The 20847-nt window shown below is 41.7% G+C and carries 16 protein-coding genes; all 16 read right to left on the minus strand.

Annotated elements, in window-relative coordinates; all coding sequences use genetic code 11:
* Positions 1 to 70: 70 nt before the first annotated feature.
* Genes tssH through tagH form a run of 16 tightly spaced genes read right to left on the minus strand, consistent with a single transcriptional unit; the run spans position 71 to position 20746 of the window.
* Entirely contained in the window at positions 71 to 2638 is a 2568-nt protein-coding gene (gene tssH / locus R7E38_RS06925) for a type VI secretion system ATPase TssH (RefSeq protein ID WP_054576745.1), read from the minus strand.
* A 10-nt stretch (positions 2639 to 2648) separates the two neighbouring features.
* Positions 2649 to 3614, minus strand: coding sequence for a type VI secretion system baseplate subunit TssG (gene tssG, locus R7E38_RS06930; RefSeq protein ID WP_213867748.1), 966 nt, complete (start codon positions 3612 to 3614; stop codon positions 2649 to 2651).
* Positions 3611 to 5434, minus strand: coding sequence for a type VI secretion system baseplate subunit TssF (gene tssF, locus R7E38_RS06935; protein WP_005387518.1), 1824 nt, complete (start codon positions 5432 to 5434; stop codon positions 3611 to 3613). Before tssF ends, tssG begins: the two co-directional genes overlap by 4 nt.
* Complete coding sequence (gene tssE, locus R7E38_RS06940) at positions 5431 to 5895, minus strand: type VI secretion system baseplate subunit TssE (protein ID WP_017635621.1); 465 nt, start codon at positions 5893 to 5895, stop codon at positions 5431 to 5433. The genes tssF and tssE overlap by 4 nt, the downstream gene beginning before the upstream one ends.
* Positions 5896 to 5902: 7 nt before the next feature.
* Positions 5903 to 6697 carry a type VI secretion system accessory protein TagJ gene (locus R7E38_RS06945; protein WP_226083039.1) on the minus strand — a complete coding sequence of 265 codons (795 nt, stop codon included), beginning with the start codon at positions 6695 to 6697 and terminating at the stop codon, positions 5903 to 5905.
* 10 nt (positions 6698 to 6707) lie between these two features.
* Positions 6708 to 8219 (minus strand): type VI secretion system contractile sheath large subunit, encoded by a 1512-nt coding sequence (gene tssC / locus R7E38_RS06950; protein WP_025767712.1) that lies wholly within the window; start codon positions 8217 to 8219, stop codon positions 6708 to 6710.
* A 52-nt stretch (positions 8220 to 8271) separates the two neighbouring features.
* A complete protein-coding gene (tssC, locus tag R7E38_RS06955) occupies positions 8272 to 9765 on the minus strand; it encodes a type VI secretion system contractile sheath large subunit (RefSeq protein ID WP_005375950.1) in 1494 nt (497 codons plus the stop codon).
* Entirely contained in the window at positions 9765 to 10295 is a 531-nt protein-coding gene (gene tssB, locus R7E38_RS06960; protein WP_005375949.1) for a type VI secretion system contractile sheath small subunit, read from the minus strand. Before tssB ends, tssC (R7E38_RS06955) begins: the two co-directional genes overlap by 1 nt.
* Positions 10296 to 10310: 15 nt before the next feature.
* Positions 10311 to 11426: a type VI secretion system protein TssA gene (gene tssA, locus R7E38_RS06965; RefSeq protein ID WP_053307735.1), complete on the minus strand. Its 1116-nt coding sequence runs from the start codon at positions 11424 to 11426 to the stop codon at positions 10311 to 10313.
* The gene (locus R7E38_RS06970; RefSeq protein ID WP_005375947.1) at positions 11419 to 12213 is read right to left on the minus strand and encodes a PP2C family protein-serine/threonine phosphatase; all 795 of its coding nucleotides are present in this window, start codon (positions 12211 to 12213) and stop codon (positions 11419 to 11421) included. Before R7E38_RS06970 ends, tssA begins: the two co-directional genes overlap by 8 nt.
* A 9-nt stretch (positions 12214 to 12222) precedes the next feature.
* Complete coding sequence (gene tagF, locus R7E38_RS06975) at positions 12223 to 12918, minus strand: type VI secretion system-associated protein TagF (RefSeq protein ID WP_042521003.1); 696 nt, start codon at positions 12916 to 12918, stop codon at positions 12223 to 12225.
* On the minus strand, positions 12900 to 16418 hold the full coding sequence (gene tssM / locus R7E38_RS06980; RefSeq protein ID WP_047100988.1) for a type VI secretion system membrane subunit TssM: 3519 nt from the start codon (positions 16416 to 16418) through the stop codon (positions 12900 to 12902). The genes tagF and tssM overlap by 19 nt, the downstream gene beginning before the upstream one ends.
* Before the next feature lie 16 nt (positions 16419 to 16434).
* Positions 16435 to 17727 carry a type VI secretion system protein TssL, long form gene (gene tssL / locus R7E38_RS06985; RefSeq protein WP_167416000.1) on the minus strand — a complete coding sequence of 431 codons (1293 nt, stop codon included), beginning with the start codon at positions 17725 to 17727 and terminating at the stop codon, positions 16435 to 16437.
* An 11-nt stretch (positions 17728 to 17738) separates the two neighbouring features.
* A complete protein-coding gene (tssK, locus tag R7E38_RS06990; RefSeq protein ID WP_080276943.1) occupies positions 17739 to 19064 on the minus strand; it encodes a type VI secretion system baseplate subunit TssK in 1326 nt (441 codons plus the stop codon).
* 21 nt (positions 19065 to 19085) lie between these two features.
* Complete coding sequence (gene tssJ, locus R7E38_RS06995) at positions 19086 to 19541, minus strand: type VI secretion system lipoprotein TssJ (protein WP_005375933.1); 456 nt, start codon at positions 19539 to 19541, stop codon at positions 19086 to 19088.
* Positions 19542 to 19552: 11 nt separating this feature from the next.
* A complete protein-coding gene (tagH, locus tag R7E38_RS07000) occupies positions 19553 to 20746 on the minus strand; it encodes a type VI secretion system-associated FHA domain protein TagH (protein ID WP_054578971.1) in 1194 nt (397 codons plus the stop codon).
* Positions 20747 to 20847: the final 101 nt, after the last annotated feature.

Here is a 20847-nt window from a genome sequence, read left to right on the forward strand (position 1 = left end):
AAGCGTTTTTTATAAAAAATAATAGTTAATATGAACCAACTCTCAATTATTATTGAGAGTGTAAAGGATGTTAAACTATTGAGACATCAAGTCCACTAGTTGTACCTTTAACAATAATTTCATCAAACGTCTTATCATTAAGAATTGCATGCAATATTTCATGAGAAATCTTCGGAAGCAATGTATTTTCTATGGTTGTTTGTACCACACGCGCACCACTGCCAGACTCATTGCTATTGTCTACAATATCATTAATTAGTTCCTCATCAAAAAACAGGTCAGCGTTATAGTGCTTACGAATACGAGTCGTAATTTTATCCAACTTTAATTTTGTTATTTCTATCAATACTTTTCTTGATAGAGGCAAATAAGGTAATACGTTCACACGCCCTAAAAATGCAGGTTTAAAGTCGACCAACAAATCATCGCGTAAAGCATCTTTTAGTGCTGACGGCTCAGGAGATAAATCAGGATCAGAATACAAAGACATCGTCGTTTCGGTCCCTGTGTTCGCGGTCATAATAATAATAGTGTTTTTAAAGTCTATATCTCGACCTTCACCGTCTTTAATTGAGCCTTTATCAAACACCTGATAAAAAATATCTTGAACACCAGGGTGCGCTTTTTCCATTTCATCGAGGAGAATTACACTATAAGGTTTACGTCTAACAGCTTCAGTCAGTACACCTCCTTCTCCATAACCGACATAACCAGGAGGAGAACCTAATAGCAATGAGACTTTATGCTCTTCCTTAAATTCCGACATATTGATAGTCGTGACATTTTCTTCACTACCATAGACTTTCTCTGCAATCGCCAAAGCCGATTCGGTTTTACCCACTCCGCTTGGTCCGGTTAGGAGAAATACACCATTTGGTCGTGTCTCATCCGTGAGCTGCGCACTCGCGGTTTTTATCACTTCAGACATGAGCTCTAAAGCGTGATCCTGCCCGACAACTCGCTTGCACAAACTTTCTTTCAAACCCAATACTGCTTGGATTTCATCATCCTGAAGTTTACCCAGCGGTATACCGGTCCAATCCGAAATAACTTCTGCGATTAGCGCTTCATTTACATGCGAAAAAACTAAGGGCTGTGAGTTAGCGGAGAGGTTATTTTCAAGCTCTTGTAACTTGTCTCTCGCAGTCTCAGAACCCTCCTGGATTATTTGGGTTCTAAGTGACTTAGCTTCACTTACCCATTCTTTTTCTTTTTCCCAAAGTACTTCTAATTCAATAATGTCATTAGATAGCGCATCAATCTCTTTTCGGACACTTTGCAGCTGCACATCAAGAGATGCTCCTAGCCGATTCTCTTGGCTAAGATGCTCATACTCAGCTTGCTTTGCTTTAAGTTTATTTCTTTTCGCATCTAGGCCTCCCGGTGTAGATGACTGACTTAACGCAACTCGAGAGCAGGCCGTATCCAAAACAGAAACCGCTTTATCTGGCAGTTGACGACCATTAATGTATCGAGCTGATAGTTGGACCGCTGCATTGAGAGCTTGGTTAGTGATATGAACATCGTGGTGTTGTGCCATTACATCAAGTAAGCCTCGTAACATTTCGATCGCGAGTTCAGGGGCAGGCTCATCAACCTTTACGACTTGAAAACGCCTAGTTAAAGCTGCATCTTTTTCAAAATACTTTTTATACTCTGCCCACGTTGTTGCTGCGATCGTTCTGAGTTCACCTCTCGCTAATGCTGGCTTCAGAATATTCGCCGCATCACCTTGGCCCGCTTGCCCACCACCGCCAATTAGGCCATGAGCTTCATCAATGAACAATATAATAGGCTGTGGAGCGTCGTTTACTTCCTTAACAAGGTTCTTAAGCCTGTTTTCAAACTCACCTTTCATGCCTGCGCCGGCTTGCAGTAACGCCAAATCCAGAGACTTAATTGCCACATTTTGCAGAGCGGGAGGTACATCGCCATCAATGATCTTTTGCGCCAAACCTTCAACAACGGCTGTTTTTCCAACACCAGCTTCTCCCGTAAGAATCGGGTTGTTTTGTCGACGTCTTAATAAAATATCGATCATTAGGCGAATTTCATTATCTCTACCAATCACCGGATCTATTTTACCTTCCCTAGCTTGCTCAGTAAGGTCTGTTGTAAATTGATTCAAGGCGGAATTCGCGTTTGACTGCGCTAAGTCATTCGATCTTGATTGAGGCGCATTACTTTCTTTAAAGTTCAATAAGCGAGATGGTTCTATCTTGTTTAGTTCAGGACTAATCGAACCAGCCATGTTGACTAACGTATCATCAGACAAGTAGGCAAATAAAAGATGGATGCACCCCAACTGTTCTTGATTGAATTCAATGGTTGCAGACAACAAGGCATTTTGCATAACAGTCACCGTATGAGCTGATAGCCCAGGCACCGACTGGCATCCTGTTTTGTATTTTTCTAATGCCTTTTGAATATCGGTTTCAACCTTGATTTTATCGACATCAAATTCGTCAAAAACTTCAGAGTAAATATCGTCAGGATGGCGGATAATCATCATTAACCAGTGAGACATTTCAATACTGTGATGAGTTCGGGAGCTTGCCATCGCAGCTGCCTGTTCAAGTGTTTCCTTAGCCTGAGGAGACAATCTTTCGACCAACGCTGAAAGTGAGAGTGAAGCCATTACATTTCCTTTAAATAGTAATTGTTATAGTTCGATCTTTTGTACGTTCGTGTTTTTTAAGCACAGAACCAATACCTAACTGCCCCTGCTGTTTCGATAAACAAGCTTGTGGTAGCAAACTATGTTTGGTGGTGAGCTGCCACTTCAGTTGTTTATGTTTTCCAATCAACTCATAAGCAGCGTTCTTAATGATTGCTATATTGGGTTGGTTAGGAAGCAATTTACTAACTAGCTGTTTATCTTTTGGCAGAAATTCTATTGTTGTCCCCGCGTTGATGTTCCATGCTTTCGAACCCAAAGACGCTCCTAAACCAAGTTGAGCAAACTGCCCTTCAGGCATAGTTCGGGATGCAAGGCGTGTTTGCTCTTCTTTCGTAAGGTGTAACCATTGTCCTTGAAATTCATGAACTTTTACTTGGCATCCAGATAAACATTCAAGAATACTTTTTAGTCCACCTTTACTTCTCACTGGTGAAGCAAACACACCACCATAGTGCCGGGACAGTGAACTCCCTTTCCCAGTTAATGCCGATTTACAGCTTTCTAACGGCGAACGCGCGCCCTGCGCATGCGCACGAGACTGAACAGTCAGCTGACTCAGTTGCCAACATCGATAATAAAGAGATAATAAGCGATGATTGAAAATATCGTAGAAGTCCACCATAGCCGTATCGCCTTCTTTTTGGCGATGTAAAGCTAATTCACTATAGTGCTGGGGAAGCACACCTTGCTCACCCGTTAGGCCTATTAAATTGGTCTCAATCTCTAACTTGCTGTCATCTATATTTTTCAGTTCACAAAACTGAGCATTTTCAAAACCTAATGATGGATTAACCTTTAAGTTTAGCTTTTCATGCTTCGGTAACGCATCTGTTCCTATTTGCGCCTCTGCTTGCAGAACTTCGTGTTCAATAAGATGAATCGCTTCAAACAATGGATGTTGCTTTAATTCTCGATAAAATTGTTCCGCGCTCATAGCAACACCTTATCGCCAGTTAATGCGGGCCATAGGTGGAAAGACTTTCCCGTGGACTTAAGTCTTATTTCTAACTGCGTAAAAATGTTAATTTCAGCATATTGCGAGAAGTAAACAGATAAAACACTACCTAAGAGAAAGATCTGCTCTTTAGGTAAAATTTGATCAGAAACCGTCAAAATAATTTTTATACCGTGCGCAAATCCAACTTTGCCTTTCTGACTAATTCTTCCTGTAGTAGGCTCAAACTCTAACTTAGTTAAAGCATCGATTACCGCTTTCGTTTCTGCTGTCCCAGAAAATGCATAGAGATTAAGGGTCTGCTTCAAAGTTGCTAAACCATCTTCCTCGGTAAAATGGTTTAAAGTTAAAAGCTTAGTTAACTGCCATCGTGTGCTTTCATCCATTTCTGGCCGAATAGTTTCTGATAAAGAAACTAAACAACGAACAGATTCGAAATTGTCATTTACCTCCGGTAAAGATACTTGCGGCAGCCCACCTCCAAATGGAAGTTTCTGCGCTAAGTTGCGGTTACAGCACTCAGCTTCCACGTACATTAACCAGTTTTCCCGGCTATCCGGGCTGAACAATTGATGTTTTTTATCAACAAAAGAAATGTAAGTTTCTCTACCTGGCTCATCATACCCACCAGCCCAGTTCTTATCCTCACGTCTCATCAACCAATAAATCTCACTAGTGTTCGTATAATGCGTGTGCTCACCAGCGTGATAACATGGCAAATTGTGGTACGTTTTGTTCCAGTTTCTCAACGTTACGTCAGAAATTGAGACAACCTCATTACTTTCAGCTTCTTGGTATTGTGGAGACAAGTGGTAATCGTATTCAGTTGGTAGAATACGCTTAGGCTCCATAATACTTTTAAATAAGTTGATCACAGGCACACAGCCTACCATTAAGCTTTCTTCGTCCACTTGCTTTGGAAGCCAGTCATCGTTGGTATCAAAGTAAAAATACAGTTCGACTTGCTCTCTAAGATCTAGCTCTGATAATCCAAGTTCGGTGATATCAAAGAACATAAACTTCTCAGGAAAGTGCAAATACTCAACAAGTAATCTTGCTCCTGAAAAGCTTCTTTTACTGTATGGCACAACTTTCTCATCTTCTGAAAATCCCACTTCAGAAAGATGTCTTTTGGTTAAAGGACGAACTTCTTTGCCATCCACAACAACAGATAAACCAATTAGGTTTTGAAACAGCATTTGGTAGAGCTTAAAAGTCAATTGAGATTGACCGTTTAAATAGAAGCGCAGCCGTTCTACCCCCATTTCACCAAGAGGAGTCTCTTCATCTTGAGCCGTGAGCTGTACTTTCAAAACTGAATGAGCATTGCTTTCCCATCGTGAGCCAACTGGCTTGAAAGGCGCATTTTTAAAAACGCCAGAGGTCACATCAACAGGATACATTCTGACCGGATAACAAGTTCTAAACTCGCACTCATGATATCCAGGAGCACCGATAACAACTCGCTCGCCTTCTTCTACATCAAAATAAGAGGAAGTGGAGTTAGAACAGCTCATTTTAATGACTGACATTGACGGGATTGGGGCGTGAAAATCCGGATATAACTGTCCCATCAAAGACTCTGTAAACTGAGGGTAACTATTGTCTAAGCTTTGTCTAATCCTTGCTGTTAGGAATGCGCAGCCTTCTAACAATCTTTCTACGTGTGGATCGTCAACCTGTTCCTCACTAATACGAAGTCTCGCGGCAATCTTGGGATACTGCTCACCAAACTCTTGCCCTTTGTGACGCAAATAAGCTAACTCGCGATTATAGTACTTGAGAAACTCTTCACTCATTTTGCTCTACTCAGTTTCATACCTAAATTTACCGGCTCTACTTCAGAATTGAATCGCACTTCATGAATACTGTTATCAATTAAGCAAGTGGCATTTATCTGTAACCTCAATACCCTATCAATAGCGTTTTTCTCGTCCGAAATCTGGACATGAGGGTTCCTTAACCTCGGCTCAAACTCTTTAATTGCATCATGAACGATGTCGCAAAGCTGATTCTGCCCTTCTTGGCTACTATAGGGCATTGAGGAAAAATCTGGCAGCCCATAATTCAATATTGAATAACGAACCTCTAGAAGATCATCAGGAATGTTTTTCCATCCAATACGACTATTCAGCATCGACTCTAGATCTCTAAGTAAGCTGCTCAACATCTGTTGCTGGCTTGCAGGGAAGTCTTTCTCATCTCGAGTGAGAGGATCACTATCTATCAATTTGTCGAGCAGAGAAACGGTTAACGACATGATATTTCTACGCTATTTGTTTCTGTTCTAATAATGTAGTCAAATCACAGATTGGAAGCGCTGAGTCACCGACTAACCAACATTTTTGACCCAAGCCAACAAAAGATTCTTGCTCACCAATCTGCTTCCAATCCGTTTCTCGACCTAACTTTTGCGCATCGGTCTCTGAGTCGACATACGTCAAAGGCATATGGCCTTCGCCTTCACCAAGTCCATCGATATCAAACTCGACAGGTCGCCAAATACTCTCTAACAAAGAAGTAGGTGCTTTAACTTCTAGCGTATGGATGCTCGATATGGGTACAAGAAAATAGTTACCTGCTGTAGAAAACAGTTCAATGTAACCACCTAAACGATCATCAATATCTCTAGCATCTTCGTAGTTTGTGCCGTTTACGTTAAACCCTTTAATAGTACGATGCTCTTCAATGCGATGCGATAGACGTGACGCTTCTTCGTACTCTTGATTTCCGAGAGCAAGATTAAATCGAACAAGCTCTTTAGTTAATCCCTCATCACCTAATACTTTGGCACTAGCCGCACCATTGATAAAATCCTTTCTAGCTTGAGCTGCTTTCACTAAATGTCGTAGCTGACTTGCACCAGGCAGATACTCAGGAAACAATTTAATCGATTGCATGAGCTGAGCGTCCGCACGCTCGAAGTCACCATCAATGCACAGAAGCTCAATGAAGGAACTTCTCAAGCTCGCATCTTTAGGTGTTGCTTTAATTTCATCAATTAATTGCTCTAGAGCGTGTTGCAATAGGCCTTGGGACAAAGCATTTTTCCATTGAGTCATTGTTATTTCCTTACACCATGTGCTCTGGTGATAATTCGGTAATTAATTTAATGCTAGATACCATTTGATCGAGTTGAAAATGCGGTCGCAAATGGATAACTGAGTAATAATGTCCAGGAGTTTCTCTTTTCTCTCGAACTGTAATTTTCGCTTCATTTAGGGGGTATTTAGCTCGAAGCTCATCAGACGCTTCATCTGATGCGGTAGTGTACTGATGTAACCAGCGTTGAAAGTCACGCTCTAGGCTTTCCGCGTCTTGATACCCACCAATTTTGTCACGCCCCATAACCTTGAGATAATGTGCGACTCGCGATACACACAATGTGTATTGCAACATCGATGTCAGTTTTGCATTCGTTGAAATATGCTTTTCTGCGTATTGTTTGGGCTTGTAGAGAGATACATTCGAGGTCATCCCTACCATATCGGTCTCAGGTATTGGAGAAATAGAAATAAAACCGCACTCAGACAATTCTTGTTCTTTTCTCTCAGAGATTTTCAAGTTTAACGGACATCTTTCACGATCATTCTTGCCATTAACACGCATCTTGCTCCTTGTAGGAGCGACGATAATACCCTGACTGTAATCGCCTTGTTTAATCCCTCGCATATGCGTGAACCAACCATGTTCCTGAAATGCTCTAATTGATACGGCAGCAAAACAGTACGCACTACTCCCCCATAGCAAATCTCGGTTGGAGTCGTAGATGTGTTCTTGAAAATTGAATTTATCATTCCGCGAGCCATCACTTTTGTATGGCTGACGGAACAAGACGTTAGGTGCAGTCAAACCAATAAATTTAGCGTCATCGTTGTCTCTCAAACTACGCCACTTTGCATAATCTTCCTGTTCAAATTGGGCCGCTATATCTCTTATCGCAGAGAGTTGAGCGAAACTATCAACACCAAACATCTCTGGCGATGCAGACATGATAAATGGGCTGAATGCTGCAGCTGCAGACTGAGAGATCTTACTCAACACAGACAGATCTCTATCAAAATAATTTTTACTAGGATCACAGCGAAGCTGATAATCTCCAACCACCACACCAAAGGGTTCTCCCCCTGCCATCCCATATTCATTTTGATAGAGCAACTTAAATAGTGCTGATTGGTCAAACTCGATGGCTTTTAAAGCATCTTTACTGATTTCATTCCATGTCGCCGTTAAAACCTTAACTTTTACAGAATCCGATGAACGAGAATCAACCTGTTCACATAAATACCTAACTCCAACCCACCCCCTTTCGAGCTGTTGAAACTCAGGATGATGTAATATTTCATTTAGTTGAGATTCTAATAGCTCATCAATGCGGTTAATTGTGTTCATCACACTATGACGAAAGCTGTCCAAATCTCTTGAACGTGTACCTTCTAGCCAAATTCGCGCTGACGATACAAGATCAGAAGATTCATTGAATCGAGTCAACCACGGGCTATCAAGTTCAGCGTAGCCTCCGGTACTGAACTCATGTTTTAGCTTGCTAGGGTCGCGAAAGTTAAGTGACACTGCTAATTCCATCTAGAACATAAAGATTGGTCATGGCTGGCCTTTCGACCAGCCAATTCGTTTCTTATCCACCTGACTGAGGGATCTTGGCCACAAGTCGCAAAGATGTCGTCAGTTCTTCCATTTGCAACCAAGGTTTCAGCCATGCTACGGCATTGTAAGAACCAGGTGCGCCAGGAATTTCCTTAACCTGAACACGAGCGTCTGCTAGAGGGTATTTCGCTCTGATCTCTTGACCACCGCCTTCAGAAGCATTGACGTAACCTAGGATCCAGCGGTTCAGCCAAGACTCAACGTCTTCTGCTTCCATAAAGCTACCAATTTTATCTCGAGCCATTACTTTCAAATAATGCGCAAAACGAGATGTTGCCATCATATAAGGTAGGCGGGCAGAAATGGCCGCATTGGCCGTTGCTTCAGGGGATTCATGGTTCGCTGGTTTTTGACAGGTTTGCGCACCAAAGAACACTGCATAGTTGGTGTTTTTGTAGTGACAAAGCGGTAAGAAACCAAGCTTACCAAGCTCCGCCTCACGTCTGTCGGTAATACCAATCTCTGTTGGGCACTTCATATCAGGGTCGCCATCATCACTCATGAAGAAATGCGTTGGCAAGTTATCCACTCGACCGCCGCCTTCTGCACCACGGATGGCAGTACAAAATCCATATTTTGAAAATGCGTCGGTTAACTTAACACCAAGAACATACGAAGAGTTCATCCAACAGTAGTCGTTATGTTCAGCGTTAACAGCAATACCTGAAACAGGATCTACTTCGAACTCTTCAAACCCAAACTCTTCGACTGGAGCGGTAGCTTGTCCGTATGGCAAACGAGCAAGGACTTTTGGCATCGTCAGACTAACGAAGCGCGAATCGGCACTCTCGCGGAACGAACGCCATTGGGCGTATTCTAGTGATTCAAATACCTTATCTAGGTCGCGTGGTTTTGACAACTCAGTCCACTCATCAAAGCCGAATAGTGCTGGTGAAGCTGCGGACAAGAATGGAGAGAAGCCAGAAGCCGCTACATTTGACATTAGGCGTAACGACTCAATATCTTCTGGGTGGTTGGTAAACTCATAGTCTCCAATCAATGCACCATACGGTTCACCACCAGCACTACCAAACTCAGACTCGTAAACCTTTTTAAAGATCTGGCTTTGATCAAACTCAACAGCTTTGCTCAAGTCTTTATGTAGCTCTTTCTTGGTCATGCTCATCATGCGAACTTTCAGAGTAGAGCTAGTCTCTGAATTCATCACTAGATAATTTAAGCCGCGCCAAGAACCTTCGAGTTTCTGTAATTCTGGGTGATGCATTACTTCAGACAACTGATCAGAAATCTGCCTATCGAGCAAATTAATCGCTTCACGAAAAGTTACTGTTAGGTTTTTGTTCCAAGTAACTGTCCCTTTCATTGCTTCTTCAGCGAGCGTTTTAATCAGCTCCTCAGCACGAGAAGCTTCGGTCTGCTTAGTCGCACCAATAGCTTGATCTAAGAATGAAGTTGTCTGTTCATTAACAGTTGGATCTAACTGTTTTTCAGCTTCAGTCGTCATTATTCCGCTCCTTCAGTACTGTCTGACTTCGCTTTCTTGCCAAGATCTAACTCGCCTGCAAGTCTTGCCAGATTGTCTGTATTGTTCAAAACATCCTCTAGGATATTTTCAAGCTCTTCTGAGCGGTCAACTTTTGTCATCAAATCACGCAGTTTATTACGCGTTTCCATCAATTGGCGTAGTGGATCAACTTGATTTACGATCGCAGCAGGCTCAAAGTCTTGCATTGATTTAAAGTTTAAATCGACCTCAAACTGTGAATCGTCATTCGCAAGCTTATTCGCAACTTTAAACTTCACCGATGGATTCATTTTTTTGAGTACATCGTCAAAGTTATCTCGATCGATCTGAATAAAACGGCGGTCTTTTAATGGCTTCAACGCTTCTGTGTTTTGACCAGCGAAGTCACCCATTACACCTACAACAAAAGGCAGTTCTTTCTTAAGAGTCGTACCTTCAGTTTCAACATCATAGGTAATGTGGACACGAGGCTTCCGTACTCGTGATAGTTTCGAGTGGATACTCGTCATACCATTCTCCCTTTATTAATTTTCATTTTGTTCTGCTATGCCAACCAAACGGAAGTAGCTTTTCTTTGCATCCCCGTCGGAGATAAGTTCCGCCAGTAACTCCGGCAGAGGCATCCCACACCAACGAATAATCTGTTCGATGGAGTAAGAAACTGGTGAGTGAGGTTCACTCTCTCGGAAGAAATCAGCTACTTGCTGCAATTGTCTAATTGCCTGCTCTCGTGATTTCATGTTTGTCGCTAATAATGCATCACAACTTTGTGAACTTAACGGTTGTTCAGAAGAAGATTCATCAAGATCCTCTAGCTCTTCAAACACGGCTTGTGGTTGATTGAAACGATCTCCTAGAAGGTGCTTTAATGCCGAGTGTATTGATTCGAGTCTTTTTGATATATAAGAGCTAGGAGTCACATCACCGACCGCTTCGTCTAATCGCTGACTGAATTCATTAAATGATTCTGTAGCGAACTCCAAATCCGTGATTAATTCTTGATAAAACGTATCAGAAGTCGACTTAACCGTAGTTATAATTTCAGATAGCTCAACAGCCCCAAGCTCGACTCGATTTCGGCGCTTATCTTCGTCTAAGCGCTCAAGCTCTATAGCTTGCTGATATTCCCAATAGGCATAAGCTTGCTCCACGCCTAAGTCAGTCAATGGTATACAAGCAATTGGAAAAATAAGTGTTCCTTCACTATCGATACCATTGAGGCCAATAATCGCCGATATTCTTGTCTCAATACCATCTTCATCAGGCATTGGGTACAGATCATCCCAAAAGTTCTCAATTAAACTGGTTGCGAGTTTGTAGCCAACGCCCATACCACGAAAACCATACAATCGAGTTAGGGCTTCTATAAGCCAGGCAACAAATTCCAAATCTTTAGACTGATTCGTGAGTATTTCTGGGACATCTTCAATAAATACTCGCCATAAATTACTGTGGGTATAGATACTTTCTTCTTCTATAAGAGCATTACGTTCAGCGTTGCGGGCGGCCATACGCTGATCTTTCAACCGATAGTAAGCAGACTGTGGTGATACATCCTCTCTAGGATCAATACCTGTAGGATTTTCTTGAGATATAGGAGCCAACGCTTGTTCATACCAATCAAACATTTCATTACTCATAAGCTCTCCCTCTTAGAAAGACAGGTATCGTCGCGTCTTCTCTAGTTACTGTTTCGCACTCCGTTTGCGCTTGGCGAACTTTGATCAAAGCACAAGTTACGTTATCACTTGCGCCCCGAACCAAAGCCGAATGCATGAGCGCTAATCCAGCTTGGTTGACTGAGTCTGCATACAATGTCCGATGAATTTCATCACTCGTAAGTTCCTTAGAGAGTCCATCGCTACAGAGTAGAAACTGATCGCCGTCAGCCAACTGCCCTGAAACTTGATCAATAGTGACACTTTCGTCGACCCCAACAGCTCTGGTAATAACATTTGCAAGAGGGTGCGATTCGGCATCTTCAAATGCCAATAAGCCCTGATCCACTAAGTCCATGACTTGACTATGATCACGTGTTTTTTGGACAAAATTACCACTTCTAAGCTGGTAAATTCGGCTATCACCCACCCAAAGACAGTGGTAATACCCATCCTGAATAAACAACAAAACAAGTGTTGTTCCCATCGTTTTACCGTCTAAGTGATTTTGTGCGTATTGGTAAATTTCTAAGTTCGCTTCTTGAACCACTCTTCGGATATCATCGATATTAGTATTGGAGACATCCTGCATGTGGCGCGCGACTCTATCCACTAGCATCTGGCTTGCTATATCGCCAGCACTGTGTCCACCCATTCCATCGGCAACCACCCAAATATGCTGTTCTGTCATATCCAACAGAGCATCCTCGTTATAAGGGCGTACTTTTCCTGCGTGCGATTTAGCAAAGGTAAAATAGTTCCAATTCATTCTTCTATCCTACCAATTCCACTTTTTCCAGCCGCCATCAAGCATGGCTGAAAACTGACCAATTGAAGGAAATCCACTAGTAATGAACATGCATGGTTCAACCTTCGTTGAACCTTCAGTCCACCAAAAACATGGTTTACTCAATTTTTCTTTAATGAGGTAATTCAAAAGCGTGTTTTGATCAGTATTGCCGTGATCATGAAAAACTGTAGATATTTGGCTTTGATAAAGAAACTCTAGAGGCTTCACTTCACTTGTTACATTCGCAACGAGGTCATTTTTTTCTTGAGTACTCTTATGCCAAACATCAAAGACAAAGTCGTCCTCAAGTACTGAAAGAGCAAGAGCGGCACTGTCCTCGGTCCAAGCTCTGTCACCCCAATATTGCGCAGCTTCACCGTTTACGGCACGAGCTATAGTAAAGAAAAAGTATCTACCGCATGCATCAACACTAGGAATCATGCTACCAATGTAGGTTGAGTCTTCTAAATAGCTGATATCCAAAGCAAAGTGCCACACAGGAGCCGTTAAAAAGTGCTCATTCCAGCTTTCACCCAGTTGTTCCCTGCTGACTGCAATAACCGCCTGTTGCCAATCATGCCAACGCTCCGAGAAATCTTGTGATAAACCATCTTTCACAAAGTCCCCTTTTGCAGGCATTTTACCGATATAGCCCCAGCCTGATGTTATAAGGTTCGTGGACATCTGAACCTCTCCATTTCATTTGACCAAAACGGATTAATGGCACTAGAAGGAATAAGCTCTAGCTGCACCTTATTTCCCTTTAAATCAATCATAACTATATTGTCTTTACGCGATTCTGGCCTTGCTTTAAGTGATTGATCCAAAAGCTTGAATATGCCCCACTCACCTTCATAGGTATGCGCAATTTCGCGTTTAGATTCAGGTGGTGTGAACACAATTCGAGTCTGATCTTGACCGGCAGGCCAACTCAACGATTTAGCTCTTGCTGGTCCATGCTTATAAACCAAATCTTGTCCACCCAACTCTAAGACAAATCGAGTAATGTGCTGGTCTAGATAAACAGGCTTCATCCCAAACTCTACGCGTAATGAATTATCAGATTCAAAGAAAGACTGCCTGATACGTTGCGCTCTTTGAAAGACCATTAGTGTTTCTGGACGAACTCCAATTTCCTTTTCTAATCGCCAACGACTTTTCGAAGTATCCACAAACGGTTCGAGGTATTCTTGGAAGAATGCGTCAAGCGTACCTCCATAACCAAAGAATCGCTTAAAGTCTTTCAATCTAACTTCTCTGCTCGCGTTGGGCTCGAATGGATATCTGCCAGCAATAGTCCGCTGATAAGGGCGGACCACTTGTGTTACCCAAAGTTGATTTAGATGATCCTTCGAACCGCTCTCCGCAAACTTAACCGACTCTTGAGAAAGCTCACCTAGCCATTGATTAAATGGTCTCGGCAAAAGTTCTTTAGCACGAGCAAAGGAAGCTGCGACATCTTGTGTAACGGTTCCATCTAAAATACTTTTGTAGGCAATTTTCTGATTGTTACCAGAGCTTGATAAGTCACTTAAATACGAACGCAAGTTAACCATTGCTTGTTGAATATCATCAAAGTCTTGCTCACCAAGGCGTAAGATCTCTGAAAAATGCGATTCGACTTCTTTACCTGGCAGAGCAACATTGAAACCGTTTTCTTCAGGTAAATACATGTCTAGTCTATCTGCCGTATTTGAAAACTTAACTTTGGCAACTTTACCAGCAACTTCAGAAGCGGCTTTTTGATTTTCTGACAATGATACTTTTGATAGAGCAACCTCTTTTTGGATTGCTCTCAACAAAGATTCGATTGGTCTTTCAACTCCAGATAAAACCCTCGCTTGCTCTGTCGCAAGTTCTAGGCTCGGAGCCTGCTTCAATTGAATATCTTCGATCAACGTTTTCCATTCATTAACATAATCTTGATAGTATCGAGACTGAACGCCTTGGATGGCACTATCTTGATCAATTTCATGAGCCTTAAGATCGTCACCATAAACCCAGTTCTCTTCCATTAGGCTTTTTACTGTACGGTTGATCTGAATCTGAAAAATGCTATGAAAACCATTGTACGTGTAGAAACCCGAAATGCCTTGTGATAGCGGTTTTCCACTAGCTCGCTCGAACTGCTCAAGCCCTTTAGGTCCCAATACATCAGTCAAGCGAAATGAAGGTACATGACTCTTAGAAAATTGTATTTTCATTCGCTGATAAGCACGTTCAGGTAGAGACATTTGAGTCAACACTTCTCGAGCACTCGTCACGGCAGCAGTGTTGTAAGTAAAGCCTTGTCCATCGTTGCCTAATAAATATTGAGTGTGCTGTAGCAAACGTCTTCTTAAGTCTGCGTTTAGCTCACCCGGATATTGACGTTCGAAATAAAAGTTAAACCAAGCCAACACTTCATCTTGTTGATATTTGTCTGGATTGAATAACATCAAATACGTTTTTAACGTTTCGTACAAATACTCACGATGCTGTTGATTGCTCTCCATTTCTGACACCAAGCTATCAAGAAGCAGAGGGGCGTAATATTGGGTCAAAGCATCAGAATATGCATTGTTTGCCGCCTGAGACACTTTGTCTCCTTGATAGAGACCAAACCTCTTTACAGAGTCGGCATCACCGTAGTCGCTTTGCTTTCCGAGAGGAAGCGTCATCAACCTATCTAATGTTTCTACAGCTGAAACAATATCCGCTTCAAAATCTAAACTTTGAGCGCCAATCATTGCATCAATATGGCTCGCTTGTTCATTGGTATCGACAATTAACTGTGAGTTCCACTTATAACTCATAAACCAAAGCGCAGAAGCTCCTAGCAGTAGCGTTGTACATCCAATGTAAACACCTCGACGCATCCAACCTGACTGCTTTTGATAGTGACGATTAACTGTTCCTAACAGTTGCTCTTTGAAAATAACCTTGTCAAAAAGATTCTTTACGAAATAACTATGAGAACCAGTCTGACTCTTTGCTAGAGCTAAACGATTTAACCCAAGTCCATTGGTTGATTCATTCATCAGCTTATCGACTGGTAAGCCTTCTTGAACCGAACTCAACATAAACACACCACGAATCAAGGCAGGCTCTTCAAAACTGTTTTGTGCAAAAATTTCAGCTAAAAACTCGTCAAGATTAGCTTGTAGCACTCTTAATTGCTTTGGAAATTCAAAGATAAGCGCGCGTTTATCTAAATCGTCCTCTGTTTCAAGTATTCTAAGCATACGGGCATCAAGGCGCTCCAACATGCCATGAAATTCTTTGTTGAATAGAGAAATAACGCCTCTTTCATCATCCACTTCACGAGGGAACATGAAACCAAATAATTCCTCTCGCTCTTCCTTACTTAAATCGGCAAAAAACTCATTGAAACCGGCAACTAAATCCATTTTGGTGAGCAATACGTAAATCGGAAACTGCATGCCTAACTGGTTTTTCAGTTCTTGAAGTCTCGACTTAATTGCTCGAGCATGAAGACTTCGCTCGGTTCGAGTCTGAGACATCACGCTGGCTAAACTTATCGTAACAATCGCACCATTAATTGGTCTTTGCGTTCTATACTTTTTCAACAATCCTAAGAAACCATGCCACGCTTTAGAGTCGACCTTTTCTTGACTGTCTTGTGTCGTATACCGGCCAGCCGTATCTATAAGAACTGCTTTATTTGCAAACCACCAATCACAGTGGCGAGTGCCACCTACACCGGCAATAGAGTCAGAGCCAAGGCTGTCTCCTAATGGAAACTCTAACCCCGACTGCTTTAATACGGTTGTTTTCCCCGTTCCAGGAGGGCCAATCAACACATACCACGGTAAGTCATACAAGCTTCTCTTGCCTTTGTGTGTTTTCGTCACTACTTTGACAGCTTGCTCAATACGCTCGCGCATTAAGTCAATTTCACTTGCCGCTTCTTTATCTGATAGGCTATCAACCTCAAGCAACGTTTGAATACTTTCGTCTTCTTTCACCTTTTGCTTATGCTGCTTGGTAACGTTAAATATCGCCCAAAGCAACACCAACACTAGAATAGTGACTAGCCGTTGAAAGTCACTCTTTAGGGGCTCATATCCCGCTATCGCAATAAGTGGACCAACAACCCAAATGAAAATAGAACAAGCAGCGACACCGATAAGACCGAGAAACCATCTTTGAGTAAATATTCTGCCAATTTCTTTAATACGCATCTCTATCTACCTATTATTAATTCGCGACAAGAAGGTCGATTTCAATCCGGCGGTTAATAGCTCGGTTTTCATCACTACTGTTTTCAACTAATGGTCTTGCATCCCCCAATCCCTCGGGTATCACTCGCCCTTCTAATGCACTATTCGAGATCAGTTGTTCAGACATAGCAGTGGCTCGAGCTAATGATAGGTGCCAGTTCGAGGGATATTTACTCGTGAAAATAGGCCTATCGTCGGTGTGACCAGTAACAATGATCTTGCCTTGGGTCGACTCCAATGTTCTCGCAAGCTTAGAAATAACGGGTTGGATGTAAGCGACAACATCAGCACTACCTGATTCAAATAGATCTTGAGACTTTAACGAAATTCTTACCCTGTCTTGCAGCGGCTCAACATTGATTAGCCCCTTACCGATCTCAGTTGCTAGATACATTGAAATCTTTTCTGCAATTGGCGCTGATTTTGATTCTGACGTTGCATCTTGGTTAAGTTGTTGCGGTTGAATCAAATTGACTAATTGAGAAAAGGTGCGATTGGATGCCTTATTTAGCTCATAGCTAAAATACATATATATGCAGACCAATAATGCCGCCGTTACAGAACATACAACCCAAAGAGGGGCTCTATCAGAAGCCTTTGAGCCATTCAAAATGTGTTGGTCGATACTATTACTTAGCTCCTGAGGGACTCCTCTCCCATAAGACTTAAGAGTAGCAATAACCTGTCTTCTCAATTTCCGGTGCGATTCCAGTCCATTTTTTTCTAAACGGTATTGACCCAGAAACCCGAGAGATAAGCACACATACATTAGTTCAAGCAAATCTAAGTTCGCATCTGGTTTCGCCATGCACTTATCAAGATGCTTAAAAAACGCTTCCCCACCTTGACTGCTAGCATAGAAGGAGCTAAGTAATGAATCGTGACTCCAGAATGAATGCCCACCCCAATTGGTGTTAAGGACAACTTCATCTAGTGAACAGCATAAACAATAACGAGCTGTATCAATGGTATCCAAATCAACGTCATGCTGACGTAATCGGTTCTCATAATCTCTAAGCTTTTGTGCCAATGTCTCTTTTAGAAACAACGGATCGGAATGAGTCGCTGTCGACCGAATTTGACCGATAATAGATAACAGGCCATTCGCCTCTGCTAGTAGAGAGTTACTCCCATAAGCGACCACTGAATCATTGTTCACCAATTCAGGGCTTTTTGAGATAACTACGGTATTATCCACAGACTTTTCTGATTGTGGTTTCGATGCGGGTGCTCTTCCACCCGGTGTTGGTTTTACTATCGTTTGTTCCATACAGAGCGCGCCTATTGATTAATACTCCAAAGCTCAAGTTCAGCATTAGGAAAATGCCCTGATAGGTGAAGCGCAATACCGCCACTATCTTTTAGCCTCATCCAAAATGGCCCTTTCTTGACAACTTCGAAATAGACATAGCCCGTTTGGTAAGGAATCTGTCTCGGGACGACACTCAACGGCACTACGTTTATACCGTTGATCTGATTATTAATTAGATCGCGAATCTGTTCTGCCGGGCCAAACTTGAGTTGCGCTGGGACCAGGCGTCTTATTTCATCTGTTGTGGTATCTGCTTTAATTGCTAGCACAAATTGGCATGACTCAAGCAAGCGTTTATCTGGAAGCGGCGTCACTTGAATACCGTATTGGCGAGGCTCCAACGGAAGTTTGGTCGCAGTTTGGTCAAGAACAACACTGAGGTACTGACTGAGTATCTGATTCAACTCGCTATAAACACTTGATACATCTAAGTGATCATACGCAAGCAAACTTGGGACTCTTTTAGTTTTATTAGAAAAAGTGGCTAACTCACCAATGTAACCTTTAAGTGTCGTCGCTAATTCCAGTGGATGTAACCTATCTAACTCACTGAAATGCTTTAACTTCGCCTCATATCGGTTCAACATTTGGAGCATGATGAAATCAACAGCAGATGCCGATGCAGATTTGCCCTTAATCAAGCGCTGCGCAATAACGTCAGCACGCATCTTTGTCATCGCGATAACGTTACGTAGATAAGCTGACATAACTTTGTCGCTAAGGAGGTTGATAAGCGGAGGAACGTACTCATCGTCTAGTATAACTTCCCCTTCAGGAGTTACCTCTTTGATCCTTAAGATAGGTAACTCCACATAACCCGCTAATTTGTCATTACTCGCTTTCAACTCAAGGTTGAGGGCTGCAACTTGGATGGTTTCTTCATCTTGTCCTGTAAGGTTATCTATCACGTCGATATCTTGAAGTACATAACGAGAGACGATCGATTCGCTTACATCCGAAACGTTTTTACCTGTAACACTTGAAAGAGGGAGAGTTATTTTTACTAACGTATTTTCAGTGTTTTTATCAATAAGTAGAGGCGAAACTGAATCGTTGGATATTAACGTATTAACCAACGTCATATCTGGCAAAACAGCTTCAAGATGCTCAAGTTCAATAAGACCATCTTTTAGCGCGTGTTTTTTTACTCGACATTTCCAAACTCCCCAATTGTAAGCCCCACCTAACTGATGTAAGCCCTTGAATTCTTGAGAGGTTGCGCGTTCTTGTTGTTGGAAGTGCTGGGGACGTAAAAACATTCCTTCGCACCAAGCCGTCTTGGAGTATTGCGTCATTTATAATTAGCCAACTAAACGTTATTTAACGACCAAAGACAGATCTTCTAACAATACTTGATATGTGTTGTAACCGGTCTTATCCACTTTAATGACTTGTCGCCAATTTGAGTTTTCAATATCTCGAAACGCTACGACAATGCCTAAATATTCTGTCTTTGGAGACATACTTGCTTGATATGTTTCTTTCTGACCTGGAGTTAATGAAACTTCATATTTATTCACTAAATCAGGTCCTAAGACTTTTTCACTTTCTTCATAAATAGAAAAAAAGTCCTGGCTTTCGAAAATGGTATTTGACGTTAATTCAAATACATACACCACTACAGGAGAAGGCCTGCCGTTTGAATCAGGATTAATGTTATGACTTGCTGCTATTTCTAAATCTGAGTATGGATCAACAACTAGGTTCGCTGCTGAGCACCCAAATAAAGCTATTGAAATTAATAACAAAATATATTGGTAAAACTTTTTCATCACCCTAATTCCTAGCCTTTGTTTTTTAATGCTAATTCATAGTGCTTAGCGAAGTCTTCTAAATAGAACGGAGACTCTTTATTGATAATATCATCGGATAGCTTTTCATGAATATCCTCAAACCTCTTCCAACTTTGAGCATATTTTCTAGCTGGAATAACCTTATTAATAACCGTGTCTTTCGCTAAAGCATCTGAGTATATAGAAGTAGGTTCAACAAGTGACATAACACTCGAAACCGTACCTTCAACACCTTTCATTAAGGCTTGCTCATGACTTTCGATGTCATTAAATGCTTCTTTAATGGCTGCATTTGGCTTTAAGAAGCTAGCGGTTTGACGGTTATATAAGTTATGAATCGCATCTTCTAAGTTTGCAGAAAACTTTAAAGGGTTATTTTCTGACTTACGAAATGCGGTATGACTAAGTCGATTTGTTTGTTTAAACACTGCTCTGTTATGCAGTGTTTCCATTAAACCAACTAGCATCAAAGAAAATGACTCCCCCAGTTGTTCGAACCATTCCTCTCGGTTATCGCTGGGAATCATCATTGGATCTATACCCACCCCTCTAACAAAAGCCGCAAGTTCACCCCCATTGGTATCAAAGTTGGGAGTCGATAGGTGTTCTGATTGTCGGTTAACTTTCGGTAAAGTTTCAGATACGGTGCTCTGTTTTTCGGGCTTTGGGATATCAATAAAATCATCGACTAAACCAATATCTAGCTGAAAATCAGAAGGAACACTTTCGTTTAAGAGTTCACTAGCACTAAGGCCTAGGTCAACAAATTCTGCTTCCGATGGACTTGAGACTACTTCAGGGGGTGCGCTAGAAAGACTTTTACTTGTCTCAAGACTGACTACATCTGTATCTGTTTGAATAGAAACTGAAATTTGATAATCCCCTAAGCTAACCATATCGTCATCGCTTAGTGCTATTTCATTTCCTTGACCCACAGGAGTTACAGCATTATTTACAAAAGTACCATTAGTTGAGAGGTCTTTTATCAAGTATTTGTCACCAAACTTAATCAGTTCTCCGTGGGTTCCGGATACCACTCTTTCAGGATCTGGTAGTGTCCAATCACATTGTTCAGACCTACCAAATGTAACCTTGGCATGTTCATCACTTGATTCAAACACGAACTCACTCTCAATCTCTGGAGTAAATTTGTGAAAACTTGTTATGGTTAAAACCAACTTCATGTAAACCTCGCCAAAGACCTGCTAGATATTATTTTTAATTTTATTATTAACTACTTTCTTATTAACAGTAAGATTAATAAAAATCTTAATACTGCCATTGA

This window comes from Vibrio sp. Vb2131, assembly GCF_033338535.1.
Classification (GTDB): Bacteria; Pseudomonadota; Gammaproteobacteria; order Enterobacterales; family Vibrionaceae; genus Vibrio; species Vibrio alginolyticus.

Bases quoted from the DNA above. Each gene is read 5' to 3' on its own strand.
- tssH (WP_054576745.1), bottom strand. From the start codon at position 2,638: ATGGCTTCACTCTCACTTTCAGCGTTGGTCGAAAGATTGTCTCCTCAG.
- tssG (WP_213867748.1), bottom strand. From the start codon at position 3,614: ATGAGCGCGGAACAATTTTATCGAGAATTAAAGCAACATCCATTGTTT.
- tssF (WP_005387518.1), bottom strand. From the start codon at position 5,434: ATGAGTGAAGAGTTTCTCAAGTACTATAATCGCGAGTTAGCTTATTTG.
- tssE (WP_017635621.1), bottom strand. From the start codon at position 5,895: ATGTCGTTAACCGTTTCTCTGCTCGACAAATTGATAGATAGTGATCCT.
- R7E38_RS06945 (WP_226083039.1), bottom strand. From the start codon at position 6,697: ATGACTCAATGGAAAAATGCTTTGTCCCAAGGCCTATTGCAACACGCT.
- tssC (WP_025767712.1), bottom strand. From the start codon at position 8,219: ATGGAATTAGCAGTGTCACTTAACTTTCGCGACCCTAGCAAGCTAAAA.
- tssC (WP_005375950.1), bottom strand. From the start codon at position 9,765: ATGACGACTGAAGCTGAAAAACAGTTAGATCCAACTGTTAATGAACAG.
- tssB (WP_005375949.1), bottom strand. From the start codon at position 10,295: ATGACGAGTATCCACTCGAAACTATCACGAGTACGGAAGCCTCGTGTC.
- tssA (WP_053307735.1), bottom strand. From the start codon at position 11,426: ATGAGTAATGAAATGTTTGATTGGTATGAACAAGCGTTGGCTCCTATA.
- R7E38_RS06970 (WP_005375947.1), bottom strand. From the start codon at position 12,213: ATGAATTGGAACTATTTTACCTTTGCTAAATCGCACGCAGGAAAAGTA.
- tagF (WP_042521003.1), bottom strand. From the start codon at position 12,918: ATGTCCACGAACCTTATAACATCAGGCTGGGGCTATATCGGTAAAATG.
- tssM (WP_047100988.1), bottom strand. From the start codon at position 16,418: ATGCGTATTAAAGAAATTGGCAGAATATTTACTCAAAGATGGTTTCTC.
- tssL (WP_167416000.1), bottom strand. From the start codon at position 17,727: ATGGAACAAACGATAGTAAAACCAACACCGGGTGGAAGAGCACCCGCA.
- tssK (WP_080276943.1), bottom strand. From the start codon at position 19,064: ATGACGCAATACTCCAAGACGGCTTGGTGCGAAGGAATGTTTTTACGT.
- tssJ (WP_005375933.1), bottom strand. From the start codon at position 19,541: ATGAAAAAGTTTTACCAATATATTTTGTTATTAATTTCAATAGCTTTA.
- tagH (WP_054578971.1), bottom strand. From the start codon at position 20,746: ATGAAGTTGGTTTTAACCATAACAAGTTTTCACAAATTTACTCCAGAG.